Source organism: Halomonas almeriensis (genome assembly GCF_030409235.1).
GTDB lineage: Bacteria > Pseudomonadota > Gammaproteobacteria > Pseudomonadales > Halomonadaceae > Halomonas > Halomonas almeriensis.
In genome coordinates this window covers 26,370-44,056 of sequence record NZ_JAUFPO010000005.1, presented here as the reverse complement: position 1 = coordinate 44,056, position 17,687 = coordinate 26,370, and the positions used below count along the sequence as shown (strand labels likewise).

Genomic DNA, 17,687 nt, shown 5'->3' with positions numbered 1-17,687 from the left:
CTCGGCCGGATTCGAGACACGTCGCCACCGTCACCTTATTTCAGCGGGAAGCACCATGCCCAAGCGTACCGACATCCAGAGCATCCTGATCATTGGCGCCGGCCCGATCGTCATCGGTCAGGCGTGCGAATTCGACTACTCCGGCGCCCAGGCCTGCAAGGCGCTGCGCGAGGAGGGCTACCGGGTCATTCTGGTCAACTCCAACCCGGCGACCATCATGACCGACCCAGTGATGGCCGATGCCACCTACATCGAGCCGATCACCTGGCAGGCCGTGGAGAAGATCATCGAGGCCGAAAAGCCGGATGTCATCCTGCCCACCATGGGCGGCCAGACGGCGCTCAACTGCGCCCTGGACCTCGACAAGCATGGCGTGCTGGCCAAACACGGCGTCGAAATGATCGGTGCCAACGCGGATGCCATCAACATGGCCGAGGACCGCGACCTCTTCGACCAGGCCATGCGGCGCATCAACCTGGAATGCCCCAAGGCCAAGGTGGCCCACAGCATGGACGAGGCCTGGGAGATCCAGGGCGAGCTGGGCTTCCCGGTGATCATTCGGCCTTCCTACACCATGGGCGGCTCCGGCGGCGGGGTGGCCTACAACAAGGAAGAGTTCAAGGAAATCTGCACCCGCGGCTTCGAGCTTTCCAACAACCATGAGTTGTTGATCGATGAGTCGCTGCTGGGCTGGAAGGAATACGAGATGGAGGTCGTTCGCGACAAGAACGACAACTGCATCATCGTCTGTGCCATCGAGAACTTCGATCCCATGGGCGTGCATACCGGCGACTCGATCACCGTGGCGCCGGCGCAGACGCTGACCGACAAGGAATACCAGATCATGCGCGACGCCTCGCTGGCGGTGTTGCGCGAGATCGGCGTGGAGACCGGCGGTTCCAACGTGCAGTTCGGCGTGGACCCGCAGACCGGCCGCGTGGTGGTCATCGAGATGAACCCGCGCGTCTCGCGCTCCTCGGCGCTGGCGTCCAAGGCGACCGGCTTCCCGATCGCCAAGATCGCCGCCAAGCTGGCCGTCGGCTATACCCTGGACGAGCTGCAGAATGACATCACCGGCGGTCGCACGCCGGCCTCCTTCGAGCCGTCCATCGACTATGTGGTCACCAAGATTCCGCGCTTCACCTTCGAGAAGTTCCCCCAGGCCAACGACCGCCTGACCACCCAGATGAAGTCGGTGGGCGAGGTCATGGCCATCGGCCGGACCTTCCAGGAATCGTTGCAGAAAGCGCTGCGCGGCCTGGAGACCGGCAATGATGGCCTCGACCCGAAGATCACGCGCTTCAATGACGATGCCATGGCCCTCATCAAGGGTGAGCTGCAGGCCGCGGGCGCCGAGCGCATCTTCTATGTGGCCGATGCCCTGCGCGCCGGGCTGGGGGTCGAGGAAGTATTCCGTCTGACCAATATCGACCGCTGGTTCCTGGTGCAGCTCGAGGACCTGGTGCACTGCGAGGCTGACCTGGCCAAACGCTCGCTGTCCGAGCTGACGGCACGCGAGTTCTTCGCGCTGAAGCGCAAGGGCTTTTCCGATGCGCGGCTGGCGAAACTGCTGAGCGTGGCCGAGAAGGATTTCCGCAAGGCGCGCCAGGCGGCCGGCATCCGCCCGGTCTACAAGCGCGTGGACACCTGCGCCGCCGAGTTCGCCACCGATACCGCCTACATGTATTCCAGCTATGAAGAGGAGTGCGAGGCCGAGGTCTCCGAGCGCCCCAAGATCATGGTGCTGGGGGGCGGCCCCAACCGCATCGGCCAAGGCATCGAGTTCGACTATTGCTGCGTGCACGCGGTGCTGGCCATGCGTGATGACGGCTATGAAACCATCATGGTCAACTGCAACCCGGAGACCGTCTCCACCGACTATGACACTTCCGACCGGCTCTACTTCGATCCGGTGACCCTGGAAGACGTGCTCGAGATCGCCGACAAGGAGAAACCGGCGGGCGTCATCGTGCAGTTCGGCGGGCAGACCCCGCTCAAGCTGGCGCGCGAACTCGAGGCCGCCGGTGTGCCAATCATCGGCACCACGCCGGATGCCATCGACCGGGCGGAAGATCGGGAGCGTTTCCAGGAGATGATTCACAAGCTGGATCTCAAGCAGCCGCCCAATGCCACGGCGCGCAGCTTCGAGGAAGCCTTCTCCAAGGCCGAGGCCATCGGCTATCCGCTGGTAGTGCGGCCCTCCTATGTGCTGGGCGGCCGGGCCATGGAGATCGTCTATGATGCGTCCGAGCTCGAGAACTACATGACCCACGCGGTCAAGGTCTCCAATGACTCGCCGGTGCTGCTCGACCACTTCCTGAACGCGGCCATCGAGGTCGACATCGATGCGGTTTCCGACGGCACGCAGGTGGTGATCGGCGGCATCATGCAGCACATCGAGCAGGCCGGGGTGCACTCCGGCGACTCGGCCTGTGCTCTGCCGCCCTATTCGCTGCCGGTCGATGTCCAGAACGAGATGCGCAACCAGGTCAAGCGCATGGCCGTGGAGCTGGGCGTCAAGGGCCTGATGAACGTGCAGCTGGCCTGGCAGGATGGCGAGATCCACGTCATCGAGGTCAACCCGCGGGCCTCGCGCACCGTGCCCTTCGTGTCGAAGTGCATCGGCACCTCGCTGGCGCAGGTGGCGGCGCGCTGCATGGCTGGCGTATCGCTTGCCGACCAGGGCTTCGCGACAGAGCTCATGCCGCACTTCTACAGCGTCAAGGAGGCGGTCTTCCCGTTCAACAAGTTCCCCGGCGTCGACCCCATCCTGTCGCCGGAAATGAAGTCCACCGGCGAGGTCATGGGCAGCGGGGAGACCTTTGCCGAGGCCTTCTACAAGGCCCAGCTGGGGGCCGGCGAGGCCATCCCGGCCCTTGACGGGGATCGCAAGGCCTTCCTCTCGGTGCGCGAGCCGGATAAATCGGGTGTTATCGAGGTGGCGCGCTCTCTGTTAAAATTGGGGTTCACCCTATGCGCGACACGCGGCACGGCAGCGGCCCTGAAAGAGGCCGAACTGCCCGTTGAAGTCGTCAACAAGGTATATGAAGGCCGGCCGCATATCGTCGATCTGCTCAAGAACGACGAGATCGCCTATATCGTCAACACCACCGAGGGCCGCCAGGCCATCAATGATTCCTCGGTGATCCGCCGCACAGCCCTGGCCCGGAAAGTGCCCTATGCCACGACGCTGGCCGGGGCCAATGCCGTTTGTCTGGCGCTCGAATATGGAAATGCCATCACGGTGCGGCGGTTACAGGAACTGCATGCAGGAGTCAGTCAATGAACAAGGTCCCGATGACCATCGTCGGTGAGCAGCGTCTGCGCGAAGAGCTCGAGAACCTCAAGGGTGAAGCGCGGCCCAACGTCATCGCCGCCATCGCCGAGGCGCGTGAGCATGGCGACCTCAAGGAGAACGCCGAGTACCACGCGGCTCGCGAGCAGCAGGGCTTCATCGAGGGGCGTATCCAGGAAATCGAGGGCAAGCTCTCGAACGCTCAGGTCATCGATGTCACCAAGCTGCCCAGAACCGGCAAGGTGATCTTCGGTGTTACAGTCGAGCTCATCAATCTCGATAATGATGAAGAAGTGACCTACCGGATCGTTGGCGAAGACGAGGCCGATATCAAGGCCGGCCTGATCTCCGTGACCTCGCCCATCGCCCGCGCCCTGATCGGCAAGGAAGAAGGCGACACGGTGCTGGTGCGCACCCCCGGCGGCGACGTCGAGTACGAGATCTCCAGTGTGGAGCATCTCTGAGCTACGAGCTACGAGCTACGAGCTACGAGCTACGAGCTACGAGCTACGAGCTACGAGCTACGAGCTACGAGCAAAAAAGCCCGCGGTCATGCCGCGGGCTTTTTCGTGGGGTTCGCGTCTCGCCTCTCGTGGCTAGCGGCTTCAGCGTCGGCCGTGATGATTCTCGAAGCGTTTGATGTTGGAGAGCTTCGGGTTGACCTGCGGGTTGTGGCGGTAGAGCAGGGCGACCTTGCCGATCTTCTGGATCAGCTCCGCGCCGCTGGCGTCGAGCAGTTCCTCGATCATCGCGGTGCGGTCCTCGCGTTCGGGCAGTGCCAGCTTGACCTTGATCAGTTCATGGTCGGTGAGCGCGCGGTTCAGTTCGGCGACCACGCCGTCTGAAATGCCGTTCTCCGACACCATGACCACGGGGTCGAGGTGGTGGCCGATGCTGCGAAGTGCTTTCTTTTGTGCCTGTGACAAGCTCATGGTATCTTGATTCATCCCGGTTGACGCGCTGCGCGCCCATGTTACGGGGTATCGCGTCGTAGTGAAACCGCATTATCGGGATATTATGCTGGGCGTTCGGGTGCCCCGGTCGGCATTCTGTTGTTTTGTTTCCCGACTTCGCTTTAACGCCCGTCATCCAGCTCATTGTTACAGGTGATGCCGTGGCATCTTCGCATGACTCTCGCGCCAGGCTTAAGGACTCGTCGGGCAAGCGTGCCTCGTCGAGTGGCGCTGGCCGAGCGCGCAACGATTGGCAGAAAGAGCACTTTGATGACCCCTATGTGCAGCAGAGCTGGCAGGATGGTTATCGCAGCCGGGCCAGCTACAAGCTGCTGGCAATCCATGACAAGGACAAGCTGTTGCGCCCGGGCATGACGATCATCGACCTCGGTGCCGCACCGGGTGGCTGGAGTCAGGTCGCGGCCGACAAGGTGGGCGACAAGGGGCGAGTGATCGCGTCCGATATTCTCGAGATGGACGCTCTGGCCGGCGTCGATTTTGTGCAGGGCGACTTCACCGAGGAGAGCGTGCTCGATGAGATATTGACACGTCTGGAAAAACGTCCGGTGGACCTTGTGATGTCCGACATGGCCCCCAACATGAGCGGCATGGCGGCAATCGATCAGCCGCAGGCCATGTATCTGGTCGAGCTAGCGTTGGATCTGGCCCGTCAGACGCTCTCTCCGGGTGGCAGCTTCCTCGCCAAGGTGTTTCAGGGGGAAGGCTTTGATGGCTACCTGAAGGAGCTGCGGGGGGATTTCAAGCGCGTGGTGACCCGCAAGCCGGAAGCCTCGCGGGCGCGGTCGCGCGAGGTCTATCTGCTGGCGGAAGGGTTCCGTGGTTGAGGCGGCCGGCACATGGATGGTGGCTCTGGGCAAGGCCAGATCGATAGATACATGCTAATGGGTCAATGGCCGGACAAGGCGTGGCAAATATGCCACAGTAGGTAGGCATGGTGTGGACCAGCGGCCAGGTCCTGACTGAACATGTGCCCTGATGTAGTGTCGAAACACTAGGCGTATTCGGCCGACGGATTCTTGCAATGAGGGTAGTCCCTTGAACGATATGGCGAAGAACCTGATTTTGTGGTTGGTCATCGCGGCGGTTCTGCTGACGGTGTTCAACAATTTCAGTGTCGAGGAATCACCGCAGACGATGAACTATTCTCAGTTCGTCGAGCAGGTGCAAAACGAGCAGGTCGAGAGCGTGACCATTGATGGCTACACCATTCGTGGCCAGCGCAGCGATGGATCCGAGTTCCAGACCATTCGTCCGGCGACGGAAGACCCCAAGCTGATGGATGATCTGCTGGCCCATGATGTCACCGTGGTCGGCAAAAAGCCCGAGCAGCAAAGCCTGTGGACGCGTCTGTTGATTGCCAGCTTCCCGATTCTGTTGATCCTGGCGATCTTCATCTTCTTCATGCGCCAGATGCAGGGCGGCGGCAGTGGCAAGGGCGGGCCGATGAGCTTCGGCAAGTCCAAGGCCAAGCTGCTGTCCCAGGACCAGATCAAGACCACCTTTGCCGATGTGGCCGGTTGTGACGAGGCCAAGGAAGAGGTTGAGGAGCTCGTCGACTTCCTGCGTGATCCGACCAAGTTCCAGCGCCTGGGCGGCACCATTCCGCGCGGCGTGCTGATGGTCGGCCCGCCGGGTACCGGTAAGACGCTGCTCGCCAAGTCGATTGCCGGCGAGGCCAATGTGCCTTTCTTCTCGATCTCCGGTTCGGACTTCGTGGAAATGTTCGTGGGTGTCGGCGCGTCCCGCGTACGTGACATGTTCGAACAGGCCAAGAAGCAGTCGCCCTGCATCATCTTCATCGACGAGATCGATGCCGTGGGCCGCTCGCGCGGTGCCGGCATGGGCGGTGGTAACGACGAACGCGAGCAGACCCTCAACCAGCTGCTGGTCGAGATGGACGGCTTCGAGGCCAATGAGGGCATCATCGTGATTGCCGCGACCAACCGTCCGGACGTGCTCGACCCCGCCCTGCTGCGTCCCGGCCGCTTCGACCGCCAGGTGACCGTGCCGTTGCCGGATATCCGCGGTCGCGAGCACATCCTTAATGTGTACCTGCGCAAGGTGCCCCTGGCCGATGACGTCAAGCCGACCTACATCGCTCGTGGCACCCCCGGCTTCTCCGGTGCCGACCTGGCCAACCTGGTCAACGAGGCAGCCTTGTTTGCCGCTCGCGGTAACAAGCGCCTGGTTGGCATGGATGAACTGGAGATGGCCAAGGACAAGATCATGATGGGCTCCGAGCGCCGCTCCATGGTCATGACCGAGAAGGATAAGCTGAACACGGCCTATCACGAGTCCGGCCATGCCATTATCGGCCTGGTGATGCCCGAGCATGATCCGGTTTACAAGGTCACGATCATCCCGCGTGGCCGCGCTCTGGGCGTGACCATGTTCCTGCCGGACGAGGATCGCTACAGCCTGTCGCGGCAGCAGATCATCAGCCAGATCTGCTCGCTGTTCGGTGGCCGTATCGCCGAGGAAATGACGCTCGGAGCCAATGGCGTGACCACCGGGGCCTCGAACGACATCAAGCGGGCAACCGAGTTGGCACACAACATGGTCGCCAAGTGGGGGCTGTCCGACGAGATGGGGCCGATCATGTACGACGAGGACGAGTCGCACCAGTTCCTCGGTGGCGGCAATCAGGGCGGCATGCTGAAGTCCGGCGAGACCACCACGCGTCTCGACAAGGAAGTGCGCCGCATCATCGACGAGTGCTACCAGCAGGCCCGTCAGATTCTCGAGGACAACCGCGACAAGCTGGATGCCATGGCCGAGGCGCTGGTCAAGTACGAGACCATCGATCACAGTCAGCTCAAGGACATCATGGAAGGCCGTGACCCAAAGCCACCTGAGGACTGGGAAGATGGTGGCTCCGGTGGTGGCTCGCCCGTAACCGGTGCCGGCGACGAGAATCAGGCCCCGGAAGCGTCCTCCGACGATGGTCATTCCGATGATGGGGATTCGGACGAGGATACCCCGCGGCGTCGCCCATCCGACCCGCTGGGAGGGCCGGCTGGAACCTGACCCGGCGCCCGTCTCGATGGATACTCAGGCGCCCTGCGGGGCGCCTTTTTCGTTGGGGTTGTTGCACCCAGCCCCGGTCAATGCCGGAGCCACCCTGCGACACAGTCGCTGCGCCGGCCCCACGCTTTACTCAGGATGATGATGTTCACCAGACCCGCTTCCACCCTGCAATGCGGCCGCCACCGCCTGGATCTCTCCTTTCCCCATGTCATGGGCGTGCTCAATGTCACCCCCGATTCGTTTTCGGACGGCGGGCATCACGTTGCCTTGGATGATGCGCGGCGTCGGGCCGAGCGAATGCTCGCCGAGGGTGCCTCGATCATCGATGTGGGGGGTGAGTCGACGCGTCCCGGGGCGGTTGCTGTGCCGCTTCAGCAGGAGCTCGATCGCGTCATGCCGGTGGTCGAAGCCCTGGTGCGTGACCTGGACGCCCTGGTCTCGGTGGATACCAGCTCGCCCGAGGTCATGCATGAAGTGGCCAATGCAGGGGCCGGCATGCTCAATGATGTCCGCAACCTGCGGCGTGAGGGGGCCATGCGGGCCGCCGCGACGACGGGCCTGCCGGTGTGTCTGATGCATATGCTCGGTGAACCGGGCGACATGCAGGATGCGCCCCATTACGATCAGCCGGTCGAGGAGGCCGTGGCCGAATTCCTGGCGGCTCGCGTGGCCGCCTGCGAGGCGGCGGGGCTGCGTCGTGAACGATTGCTGATCGACCCCGGTTTTGGTTTTGCCAAGACCGTGGAGCATAATCTACGACTGTTGAAACACATGGACCGTCTAACGGCACTGGATCTGCCGATTCTGGTCGGCATGTCGCGCAAGAGCATGATCGGCAAGGTGTTGGAACGGCCGGTGGAAGAGCGGCTGTCGGGCGGTTTGGCGTTGTCCGCCATGGCGGTCGAGCGGGGTGCTCGCCTCCTGCGCGTCCACGATGTAGGGCCCCACGTGGATGCTGTCAACATGGCCTGGGCCGTACTCAAGGAAGGTTGCGACAATGACTAGACGATACTTTGGCACGGACGGCATCCGTGGAACCGTCGGCGAAGCGCCCATCACGGCCGACTTCATGCTCAAGCTTGGCTGGGCGACCGGTCAGGTGCTGCGGCGTGACCTGGGCCAGGCCAGGGTGCTGATCGGCAAGGACACGCGGATTTCGGGCTACATGTTCGAATCGGCGCTGGAGTCCGGCCTTTCGGCAGCGGGGGTCGATGTGGCCTTGCTCGGCCCGATGCCGACCCCGGGCATCGCCTACTTGACGCGCACCTTTCGCGCCGATGCCGGTATTGTCATCTCGGCGTCGCACAATGCCTTTGTCGACAACGGCATCAAGTTCTTCTCCGCCGAAGGGGTCAAGCTGGAGGATGCCGTCGAGGAACGCGTTGAGAGCATGCTCGACCAGCCGCTGACCACGGTGGCGCCGGGTGCGCTCGGCAAGGCGCGGCGCGTGGATGATGCGCCGGGCCGTTATATCGAGTTCTGCAAGTCGACGATCCCCAATCGCGTCAATCTGCACGGACTGCGCATGGTGGTCGACTGTGCCCATGGCGCCACCTACCACATCGCGCCCAGTGTGTTCCGCGAGCTGGGCGCCGAAGTCAGCCTGATCGGTGCCAATCCTGACGGTCTCAACATCAACCATGAAGTCGGCTCGACCCAGCCGGCGGCACTGCGCGCGGCGGTGATCCGCGAGGGCGCCGACCTCGGGGTGGCCTTCGACGGCGACGGCGACCGCGTGCTGCTGGTCGATGCCGATGGCCGCGAGATCGATGGCGATGACATCCTCTACATGATCGCCCGGGATCGTCATTCGCGGGGCGAGCTGGGCGGCGGCGTGGTCGGCACCCTGATGAGCAACTTCGGCCTGGCCACCGCCCTCGAGGGAATGGGCATTCCCTTCGAGCGCGCGAAGGTCGGCGACCGCTATGTGATCGAACGCATGGCCGCGCATGACTGGCAGCTGGGCGGTGAGTCCTCCGGGCATATCGTCTGTGGTCATGTACAGACCACCGGTGACGGTATCGTGTCCGCCCTCCAGGTGCTGTCCATCATGGCGCGCGAGGACAAGACCCTGGGCCAGCTGTTGTGCGGGCTGGAAAAGGCCCCTCAGGCCCTGGTCAATGTGCGGCTGCCGGCTGGCGCCGATGCCAAGGCACTGATGGAGCAGCCGGCCCTCAAGGACGCCGTGGCCGCACTGGAAAGCGAGCTTGGCGACCAGGGTCGCGTGCTGTTGCGGCCCTCGGGCACCGAGCCGCTCATTCGTGTCATGGTAGAGGGACGACCGCATCTGGATGTCCAGGCGCTGGCCCGGCGTCTGGCCGATGATGTCGAGCACATGTTGTCTTGACAAAGCCGCTCCTATACCATTTCGGCCCACCTTGAAGAGGATGTCACATGCCTACGCCGCTGATTGCCGGCAACTGGAAGATGAATGGTTCCCTCAGCCTGGTCGAGACCTTCGGCCGGGCCCTGAGCGATGCTGACCTGCCACCGCAGCTCGATGTTGCCCTGATGGTTCCCTTCCCCTACCTGGAGGCCGCGGCTCGCTCCTTGGCAGGCAGCCGTGCTGCCGTGGGGGCTCAGACCCTCAGTGACCAGGCTTCCGGGGCCTACACCGGCGAGGTCAGCGGCGAGATGCTGCGCGAGCTGGGCGCCAGTCTGGTGCTGGTGGGGCACTCCGAGCGGCGTACGCTGTTCGGCGAGGACGATACCGCCGTGCTGGCGCGCGTTCGCCGTGCTCTGGAGGCCGGTTTGCGGCCGCTGCTGTGCCTGGGGGAGACCCTGGAAGAACGCGATGCCGAGCGCAGCGAGGGCGTGGTGCTCGGCCAGCTGGATGCCGTGCTCGCCGGGCTGGACCCGGTACAGCGTCAGCAGCTGGTGGTTGCCTATGAGCCGGTGTGGGCCATCGGCACCGGACGTACCGCGACCCCCGAGCAGGCCCAGGCGATGCACGCCGCCATCCGTCGGCGTCTGGCGAGCCACGACGAAGCGCTCGCCGAGGCCATGCCGCTGCTCTACGGCGGCAGCATGAAGGCCGATAATGCCGCCGATCTTCTGGCCCAGCCGGATATCGATGGTGGCCTGATCGGTGGTGCTTCTCTCAAGATCGACGATTTCCTAGCCATTTGTCAGTCAGCAGGTTGAATCCATGCAAGTTGCTCTTCTCATGATCCACGTGGCGATCGCCATCGCCCTGGTTGCCCTTATCCTGCTGCAGCAGGGCAAGGGTGCCGATGCCGGCGCCTCCTTCGGTGGCGGCGCTTCCCAGACCGTGTTCGGTTCCCGCGGCAGTGGCAACTTCCTGGCCCGCGCCACGGCGTTGCTGGCGGCGGCTTTCTTCGCGACCTCCCTGGCACTGGCTTACCTGGCCTCCCAGGCGGGCGAAGCCCCAGTCGAGACCGGGATTCCCGATGCCCAGCTGATCGAGCAGCAAAATACCTCCTCGACCCTTGACGAAGGGGATAATGGCGGGGATAATGCTGCGCCAGTGCTGGAGGAAGGCGGTAACTGATACGCCGATTCCAGACGTCCCCTGATGCCGAAGTGGTGGAATTGGTAGACACGCTATCTTGAGGGGGTAGTGGCCTTACGGTCGTGCGGGTTCAAGTCCCGCCTTCGGCACCATCTGACATCGAACAGGGTCTGATTGCCCTGTTTCGACCTCAGTAGCAGGATTGGCGAAGCGGTAGCGTTGTAGCTTGACGCCGGAAGGCTTCAGGCATACAATCACTGGCCTAGATTGATGCGGGGTGGAGCAGTCTGGTAGCTCGTCGGGCTCATAACCCGAAGGTCATCGGTTCAAATCCGGTCCCCGCTACCATCTTCCTGGCAGGTATGCAGCAATGCGTTTTGCATGCCAATAATGCCGAAGTGGTATACAGGTTTCTTGTAAAAGCCCCTTCCTGTGAAGGGGCTTTTTGTTAGCGGCCAGCTTGACGACGCAACTCGAAAGCTGACCCGGTACAACGCCCATCAGCCACCTGACTCCATTGTTGACTCCTGGCCAGGTGCCTGATGCAACGGCTGTAGGAGCTTTCTTCCATGGCAACCAAGGATACCGCGCTGAAAGCGCTGATCGAGCCGGTCGTCACGTCCATGGGGTTCGAGCTGTGGGGCATCGATTATCTGTCCCAGGGCAAGCACTCTCGACTGGTGGTCTACATCGACCATGCCAACGGTGTGGGGGTGGATGATTGCGCCGATATCAGTCGTCAGGTCAGTGCCGTGCTGGATGTCGAGGACCCGATTGCCGGTGAGTACCGGCTCGAGGTGTCTTCGCCCGGCATGGACAGGCCGCTTTTTTCCCTCGAACAATTCGAGCGTTATGCCGGCCACAGCGTTGCCCTGAAGCTGCGCACGCCCTTCGATGGGCGCCGCAAGTTTCAGGGACTGCTGGCTGGTGTTGAAGGTGACGAGGTGCTGTTGCAGCTCGACGGCGAGGAATATTGCTTTCCCATCGAAGGCATCGATCAGGCGCGCATCGTGCCGCGGTTCGGTTCGTGATGTTGATGTACAAGGACGGGTTTTCTGGCGAGGCTAAGTCATGAGTAAAGAGATTCTGGCGGTCGTCGACGCGATCTCCAATGAAAAGGGGGTCCCGCGCGAAGTGATTTTCGAGGCGGTCGAGACCGCTTTGGCCAGCGCCTCGCGCAAGCGCTTCGAGGACGAGGAAGCTAGCGTGCGCGTGCGTATTGATCGACGCACTGGGGACTATGAAACCTTCCGTCGCTGGGAGGTGGTTGAGGATGATGACTTTGATGGTCCGGATGCCCAAATCAAGCTGACCTATGCCGAGCGGCGCGATCCGCCGTTGGGCCTCGGAGATGTGGTCGAGGAGCAGATCGAGAATGCCACCTTCGGTCGCATTGCCGCCCAGACCGCCAAGCAGGTCATCGTGCAGAAGGTCCGCGACGCCGAACGCGCCGAGGTCGTCAGCCTGTATGCCGAGCGTGAAGGCGAGCTGGTGGCCGGCATTGTCAAGAAGACGACACGCGACGGCCTGATCATTGATCTAGGGGATAACGCCGAGGCATTCCTGCCACGCAGCGAAATGATCCCCGGCGAGCGCTACCGCATGAACGAGCGAGTGCGTGCCCTCTTGACCAAGGTCGACCCCGAGGCACGGGGTGCTCAGCTGATCCTGTCGCGCATCGCGCCACAGTTGATCATCGAGCTGTTCAAGATCGAGGTGCCGGAGATCGCCGAGCAGCTTATCGAGATCAAGGGCGCGGCACGCGATCCCGGCTCTCGCGCCAAGATCGCGGTCAAGACCAATGATCGCCGTATCGACCCGGTCGGAGCCTGTGTCGGCATGCGTGGGTCGCGTGTGCAGGCGGTCTCCACGGAGCTTCAGAACGAGCGTGTGGACATCGTGATGTGGGACGACAATCCCGCTCAGCTGGTCATCAATGCCATGGCGCCGGCGGACGTGGCGTCCATACTGGTGGACGAGGACGCGCATGCCATGGACGTCGCGGTCGGCGAAGATAATCTGGCCCAGGCCATCGGCCGCAGCGGTCAGAACGTTCGCCTGGCCACTGAGCTGACCGGCTGGCGTATCAACGTCATGACCGAGGCGGAAGCCGAGAGCAAGCGTGATCAGGAAGTCGATAGCCTGGTCGAGTACTTCATTCAACATCTCAACGTCGACGAGGATGTGGCGCGTCTGCTGGTCGAGGAGGGCTTCACGTCACTGGAAGAAGTCGCCTACGTCCCGGTGGAGGAAATGCTGGAAATCGAAGAGCTGGACGAAGAGCTCATCGAGGAACTGCGTGCGCGAGCCAAGGACGAGTTGTTGAACCTGGCCATCGCTTCCGAGGAAGAGCTCGATGGCGCCCAGCCGGCCGACGACCTGCTGGCGATGGACGGCATGGAGCGCCATCTGGCCTTCATCCTGGCCAGTCGGGGCATCGTCACCATGGAGGATCTCGCCGAGCAGTCTGTCGATGATCTGACCGATATCGAAGAACTGGACGACGAGCGCGCTGCGTCACTGATCATGACCGCCCGCGCGCCATGGTTCGAGAACGAACAGTAATACGGGTCACGGGCTGAGGAGGGTCGTAATGTCAGAAATGACCGTTAAGGATTTTGCAGCAAAGGTAGGGCGCGATGTGTCCCGCTTGCTGGAGCAGATGAAAGAAGCCGGACTCGAGCACAAGTCCGAGGGCGACGTTGTGTCCGAGGAAGACAAGCGCAAACTGCTCGATTATCTCACCAAGAGCCACGGGGGAAGTGGCTCGCCGGGAGAGAAAAACCGCGTCACCCTCACCCGCAAGACCCGCAGCCGTATCAATACCGGCGAGCGCGGCAAGAGCATCGAGGTGCAGGTCCGCAAGAAGCGCACCTATGTGAAGCGTGAGGAAGAGCCGGCCGATGAGCCCCAGCAGGAAGAGGCCGGGCCCCGCCAGCTGGTGGGTGACATGGCATCGGCCGAAGCCAAGCGTGAAGCCGAGAAAGCCGAGGACGACAAGCGTCGTGCCGAGGAAGAGCAGGCCCGCCAGGCAGCCGAGCAAGCCGAGGCTGAAAAGGCCGCCGCCGACAAGGCCGCCGCCGACAAGGCCGAGGCCGACAAGGCTCAGGCCGAGCCCGAGATTCCGGTGCCGGAGCTCGAGACCCCGGCGCCCAACGAATCCCCGGCGCCGCCCAAGGAAGGCCGCACCGAGGGACGTCGCGCCGCCGTCAAGAAGGCCAGTGGCAAGCCCGGCAAGAAGGGCCGTGGCAGCGGTGAGCGTGAAGAAGACCGCAGCGACCGTGAAGAGCGGCGTCGTGGCGGGCGCAAGGCCAAGCGCGCCGAGCGTCGCGGCACGCGCCGTGGCGGTGGCCAGGGCGGCGGCAAGCACGGCTTCCAGAAGCCGACCCAGCCGATCGTCCGTGAAGTCTCCATCCCCGAGTCCATCAGCGTTGCCGACCTGGCCGACAAGATGTCGATCAAGGCCAACGAGGTCATCAAGGCCATGTTCACCATGGGCGCGGCGGTGACCATCAACCAGACCATTGACCAGGACACCGCGGCCATTGTGGTCGAGGAAATGGGCCACAAGCCCAAGCTGGTCAAGGATGATGCGCTGGAGACGGAAGTTCTCGAAGGCATCTCCTACGAGGGCGAAGAGATTACCCGCTCGCCGGTCGTCACGGTCATGGGCCACGTCGACCACGGCAAGACCTCGCTGCTCGACTATATCCGGCGTGCCAAGGTGGCCACCGGCGAAGCCGGCGGTATCACCCAGCACATCGGCGCCTATCACGTCGAGGATGACCATGGCGGCGTGACCTTCCTGGACACGCCGGGCCACGCGGCCTTTACCGCCATGCGGGCACGCGGCGCCAAGGCCACGGACGTGGTGGTGCTGGTCGTGGCGGCCGATGATGGTGTCATGCCGCAGACCATCGAGGCGGTCGAGCACTCCAAGGCAGCCGAAGTGCCGATGGTCGTGGCCGTCAACAAGATCGACAGGGAAAATGCCGATCCGGACCGCGTCAAGAACGAGCTGTCCCAGCACGGCGTCATCTCCGAGGAATGGGGTGGCGATACGCAGTTCGTGCATGTCTCTGCCAAGTCGGGCGATGGCATCGAGAACCTTCTCGAATCCATCCAGCTGGTGTCCGAAGTGCTCGAGCTCAAGGCTGTGCCGGAAGCGCCCGGCAAGGGCGTGGTGGTCGAGTCGCGTCTCGACAAGGGTCGCGGCCCCGTGGCCACCGTGCTGGTCCAGAACGGCACCCTGAAGCGTGGCGATATCGTGCTCGCCGGCCTGCACTACGGCCGGGTGCGCGCCCTGACCAACGAACTCGGCAAGCAGGTCGAGGAAGTGGGGCCCGCCATGCCGGTGGAGATCCAGGGCCTGGATGGCACGCCGGAAGCCGGTGATGACTTCATGGTCCTCGACGACGAGAAGAAGGCCCGTGAAGTGGCCAACTTCCGCCAGGGCAAGTACCGCGAGGTGCGTCTGGCCCGGCAGCAGAAGGCCAAGCTGGAGAACATGTTCAGCCAGATGGGTCAGGAAGAGGCGGCCAAGGTCAACATCGTCCTCAAGGCCGATGTGCAGGGCTCGCTGGAAGCCATCAAGGGTGCCCTCGAGGAACTCTCCACCGACGAGGTGAAGGTTGCCGTGGTGTCCTCCGGGGTGGGCGGTATCACCGGTACCGATGCCAACCTGGCACTGGCCTCCGAGGCCATCGTGGTCGGCTTCAACGTGCGTGCCGACGCGGCCGCCCGCGAGATCATCGAACGTGAAGGCCTGGAGCTGCGCTACTACAGCGTTATCTACCACCTGATCGACGAGGTCAAGCAGGCCATGAGCGGCATGCTCGAGCCCGACTGGAAAGAGCAGATCGTCGGTGTGGCCGAGGTTCGCGATGTCTTCCGGGCACCCAAGATCGGCCAGGTGGCCGGCTGCATGGTGATCGAGGGCAACGTGCATCGTCAGAAGAAGATCCGCGTACTGCGCGAAAACGTGGTCATCTACGAGGGCGAGCTGGAATCCCTGCGTCGCTACAAGGATGATGTCAACGAGGTCCGCAGCGGGGTCGAGTGCGGCATCGGCGTGAAGAACTACAACGATGTCCAGGTCGGCGACAAGATCGAGGTCTTCGATCAGGTCAAGGTCGAGCGGACACTGTGACCGTTCGAGGAGCCGATTATGCGTGAGTTCAAGCGTACCGACCGAGTGGCCGACCAGCTCCAGAAGGAGCTGGCGGTACTCATTCAGCGCGAGATCAAGGACCCGCGGCTGGGCATGGTCACCGTCAGCGGTGTCGAGGTCAGTCGAGACCTGGGGTATGCCGATGTTCACGTGACCCTGCTGGGCGAGAATGACGACCAGCGCGTGGCCGAGAATCTGAAGATTCTCAAGCGCGCGGCCGGCTTTCTGCGCGGGCAGATCGCGCGCCGCATCAAGCTGCGCCATGTGCCCGAGCTGCGTTTTCATTATGATGCCAGCCTGGAGCGTGGCCAGCGCCTTTCCTCGCTGATTGACGAGGCCGTGGCTGATGATCGCGCGCGTCATGATGACGAGGAAGGCCAACGCTAATGGCACGCCGTCGTCGCGGCCGCGCTGTGAACGGCGTGCTGTTGCTGGACAAGCCCGCCGGGCTGTCCAGCAATCATGCCCTGCAGCGTGCCCGGCGCTTGTTCGATGCGCAGAAGGCCGGGCACACCGGTACTCTGGACCCGATGGCGACGGGCTTGCTGCCGGTCTGCTTCGGCGAGGCCACCAAGTTCTCGTCGTACCTGCTGGATGCCGACAAGGTCTATCGGACCCGCGTCGAGCTCGGTGTGATCACCGATACCGGCGATGCCGAAGGCGAGGTGCTGGAACGACGTGCCCCGCCGGCACTCGACGAGACCGCGATCAGCGCGGTGCTCGGCGATTTCATCGGCGAGCTCGATCAGGTGCCGCCGATGTATTCGGCCCTCAAGCATCAGGGCCGCAAGCTCTACGAGCTGGCTCGCGAGGGCAAGACAATCGAGCGTGCAGCGCGGCGCGTGAGCGTGTATGATGCGCGCCTCCTGGCGTTCGACGGCACGGCCTTCGAGATGGAGGCACGGGTCAGCAAGGGCACCTACATCCGTACCCTGGCCGAAGACATCGGTCAGGCACTCGGCTGCGGGGGCCACATCAGCGCCCTGCGGCGGCTCAAGACAGGGCCCTTCGTGGCGGATGACATGCTCGACCTGGCAAGCCTGGAGCAGCGGGTCGAGGCGGCCTCACAGGATGCGGCACTGCTGCCCGTCGATGTGCTGGTAGCCCATCTGCCGCGTCATGACCTGAGTGATGCCGGCGCCCGCCACCTGAGCTACGGCCAGGCGGCAGGAAACGAGGCGGGTGTACTGCCCGTCGACAGTTTGATCAGGCTTTACCATGACGAGACCTTCCGGGGCCTCGGCGTGGTGACGGCGGCCGGGGATATAGCGCCCCGGCGTCTGCTGAGCTCCGCAGTCGCGGGGGCGGCGTAAGCCAGTCCGAGACGGGCTGGGCGTGGGGACTGCAAATATGCGTGGTCCCCGACATTCATCATTAGGCATATTGCTTACTGGAGAGACAGATGGCACTGACCGCAGAACAGAAAGCCGCGATCGTCAACGAACACGGCCGTGGTGAAAACGACACTGGTTCCCCCGAGGTTCAGGTGGCACTGCTGACCGCCAACATCGACGGCCTGCAGGGACACTTCAAGACTAACAAGCAGGACCACCACTCGCGTCGTGGCCTGATCCGCATGGTCAACCAGCGTCGCAAGCTGCTGGACTATCTGAAGCGCAAGGATTTCGACCGGTATCAGGCGATTATCAAGCGTCTCGGCCTGCGCCGCTAAGAAAAGGGGCATTCGCTACTGCGCTCGACGACCCACAGGGATGTGGGAAGTGCGATGGTTCGTCGGGAACGAACCTA

General features: G+C 63.1%; 15 protein-coding genes and 2 tRNA genes. 16 read left to right on the top strand and 1 reads right to left on the bottom strand.

Translation table 11 applies throughout. From position 1 onward, the window contains the following. The first annotated feature begins 55 nt into the window (after positions 1-55). Together carB and greA are read left to right on the top strand one after the other, a co-directional pair. Positions 56-3,286 (top strand): carbamoyl-phosphate synthase large subunit, encoded by a 3,231-nt coding sequence (gene carB, locus QWY74_RS02610; RefSeq protein WP_264827571.1) that lies wholly within the window; start codon positions 56-58, stop codon positions 3,284-3,286. Then, positions 3,283-3,759, top strand: coding sequence for a transcription elongation factor GreA (greA, locus tag QWY74_RS02605; protein WP_264827573.1), 477 nt, complete (start codon positions 3,283-3,285; stop codon positions 3,757-3,759). Before carB ends, greA begins: the two co-directional genes overlap by 4 nt. 141 nt (positions 3,760-3,900) lie before the next feature. On the opposite strand, the gene yhbY is transcribed toward greA, so the two are convergent. After that, the gene (gene yhbY, locus QWY74_RS02600) at positions 3,901-4,227 is read right to left on the bottom strand and encodes a ribosome assembly RNA-binding protein YhbY (protein ID WP_264827575.1); all 327 of its coding nucleotides are present in this window, start codon (positions 4,225-4,227) and stop codon (positions 3,901-3,903) included. A 182-nt stretch (positions 4,228-4,409) separates the two neighbouring features. On the opposite strand from yhbY, the gene rlmE reads away from it, so the two are divergent. The 14 genes from rlmE to rpsO all read left to right on the top strand — a co-directional run bounded on the left by rlmE (position 4,410) and on the right by rpsO (position 17,610). After that, complete coding sequence (gene rlmE, locus QWY74_RS02595) at positions 4,410-5,093, top strand: 23S rRNA (uridine(2552)-2'-O)-methyltransferase RlmE (protein WP_264827576.1); 684 nt, start codon at positions 4,410-4,412, stop codon at positions 5,091-5,093. A gap of 211 nt (positions 5,094-5,304) precedes the next feature. Beyond that, the gene (ftsH, locus tag QWY74_RS02590) at positions 5,305-7,296 is read left to right on the top strand and encodes an ATP-dependent zinc metalloprotease FtsH (protein WP_264827577.1); all 1,992 of its coding nucleotides are present in this window, start codon (positions 5,305-5,307) and stop codon (positions 7,294-7,296) included. Between the two features lie 141 nt (positions 7,297-7,437). Further along, positions 7,438-8,301, top strand: coding sequence for a dihydropteroate synthase (gene folP, locus QWY74_RS02585; protein WP_435389109.1), 864 nt, complete (start codon positions 7,438-7,440; stop codon positions 8,299-8,301). Continuing rightward, entirely contained in the window at positions 8,294-9,643 is a 1,350-nt protein-coding gene (gene glmM / locus QWY74_RS02580; protein WP_264827580.1) for a phosphoglucosamine mutase, read from the top strand. Before folP ends, glmM begins: the two co-directional genes overlap by 8 nt. Before the next feature lie 47 nt (positions 9,644-9,690). Then, positions 9,691-10,440 (top strand): triose-phosphate isomerase, encoded by a 750-nt coding sequence (gene tpiA, locus QWY74_RS02575; protein ID WP_264827581.1) that lies wholly within the window; start codon positions 9,691-9,693, stop codon positions 10,438-10,440. Between the two features lie 4 nt (positions 10,441-10,444). Then, positions 10,445-10,807: a preprotein translocase subunit SecG gene (gene secG / locus QWY74_RS02570; RefSeq protein WP_264827582.1), complete on the top strand. Its 363-nt coding sequence runs from the start codon at positions 10,445-10,447 to the stop codon at positions 10,805-10,807. Between the two features lie 26 nt (positions 10,808-10,833). Next, positions 10,834-10,920 (top strand) — tRNA-Leu (locus QWY74_RS02565). Between the two features lie 119 nt (positions 10,921-11,039). After that, positions 11,040-11,116, top strand: a tRNA-Met gene (locus tag QWY74_RS02560). 221 nt (positions 11,117-11,337) lie between these two features. Continuing rightward, positions 11,338-11,799 carry a ribosome maturation factor RimP gene (gene rimP, locus QWY74_RS02555; protein ID WP_264827583.1) on the top strand — a complete coding sequence of 154 codons (462 nt, stop codon included), beginning with the start codon at positions 11,338-11,340 and terminating at the stop codon, positions 11,797-11,799. A 40-nt stretch (positions 11,800-11,839) separates the two neighbouring features. Next, the gene (nusA, locus tag QWY74_RS02550) at positions 11,840-13,333 is read left to right on the top strand and encodes a transcription termination factor NusA (RefSeq protein ID WP_264827585.1); all 1,494 of its coding nucleotides are present in this window, start codon (positions 11,840-11,842) and stop codon (positions 13,331-13,333) included. Positions 13,334-13,361: 28 nt separating this feature from the next. Next, on the top strand, positions 13,362-15,917 hold the full coding sequence (infB, locus tag QWY74_RS02545) for a translation initiation factor IF-2 (RefSeq protein WP_264827587.1): 2,556 nt from the start codon (positions 13,362-13,364) through the stop codon (positions 15,915-15,917). An 18-nt stretch (positions 15,918-15,935) separates the two neighbouring features. Further along, a complete protein-coding gene (gene rbfA / locus QWY74_RS02540) occupies positions 15,936-16,325 on the top strand; it encodes a 30S ribosome-binding factor RbfA (protein ID WP_264827588.1) in 390 nt (129 codons plus the stop codon). Further along, the gene (gene truB / locus QWY74_RS02535) at positions 16,325-17,251 is read left to right on the top strand and encodes a tRNA pseudouridine(55) synthase TruB (RefSeq protein WP_264827589.1); all 927 of its coding nucleotides are present in this window, start codon (positions 16,325-16,327) and stop codon (positions 17,249-17,251) included. The genes rbfA and truB overlap by 1 nt, the downstream gene beginning before the upstream one ends. A gap of 89 nt (positions 17,252-17,340) precedes the next feature. After that, the gene (gene rpsO / locus QWY74_RS02530) at positions 17,341-17,610 is read left to right on the top strand and encodes a 30S ribosomal protein S15 (RefSeq protein WP_141320481.1); all 270 of its coding nucleotides are present in this window, start codon (positions 17,341-17,343) and stop codon (positions 17,608-17,610) included. Positions 17,611-17,687: the final 77 nt, after the last annotated feature.

What these genes read in the sequence shown, in the direction of transcription:
- carB (WP_264827571.1), top strand. Translation starts at nt 56, where the DNA reads ATGCCCAAGCGTACCGACATCCAGAGCATCCTGATCATTGGCGCCGGC.
- greA (WP_264827573.1), top strand. Translation starts at nt 3,283, where the DNA reads ATGAACAAGGTCCCGATGACCATCGTCGGTGAGCAGCGTCTGCGCGAA.
- yhbY (WP_264827575.1), bottom strand. Translation starts at nt 4,227, where the DNA reads ATGAGCTTGTCACAGGCACAAAAGAAAGCACTTCGCAGCATCGGCCAC.
- folP (WP_435389109.1), top strand. Translation starts at nt 7,438, where the DNA reads ATGTTCACCAGACCCGCTTCCACCCTGCAATGCGGCCGCCACCGCCTG.
- glmM (WP_264827580.1), top strand. Translation starts at nt 8,294, where the DNA reads ATGACTAGACGATACTTTGGCACGGACGGCATCCGTGGAACCGTCGGC.
- tpiA (WP_264827581.1), top strand. Translation starts at nt 9,691, where the DNA reads ATGCCTACGCCGCTGATTGCCGGCAACTGGAAGATGAATGGTTCCCTC.
- secG (WP_264827582.1), top strand. Translation starts at nt 10,445, where the DNA reads ATGCAAGTTGCTCTTCTCATGATCCACGTGGCGATCGCCATCGCCCTG.
- rimP (WP_264827583.1), top strand. Translation starts at nt 11,338, where the DNA reads ATGGCAACCAAGGATACCGCGCTGAAAGCGCTGATCGAGCCGGTCGTC.
- nusA (WP_264827585.1), top strand. Translation starts at nt 11,840, where the DNA reads ATGAGTAAAGAGATTCTGGCGGTCGTCGACGCGATCTCCAATGAAAAG.
- infB (WP_264827587.1), top strand. Translation starts at nt 13,362, where the DNA reads ATGTCAGAAATGACCGTTAAGGATTTTGCAGCAAAGGTAGGGCGCGAT.
- rbfA (WP_264827588.1), top strand. Translation starts at nt 15,936, where the DNA reads ATGCGTGAGTTCAAGCGTACCGACCGAGTGGCCGACCAGCTCCAGAAG.
- truB (WP_264827589.1), top strand. Translation starts at nt 16,325, where the DNA reads ATGGCACGCCGTCGTCGCGGCCGCGCTGTGAACGGCGTGCTGTTGCTG.
- rpsO (WP_141320481.1), top strand. Translation starts at nt 17,341, where the DNA reads ATGGCACTGACCGCAGAACAGAAAGCCGCGATCGTCAACGAACACGGC.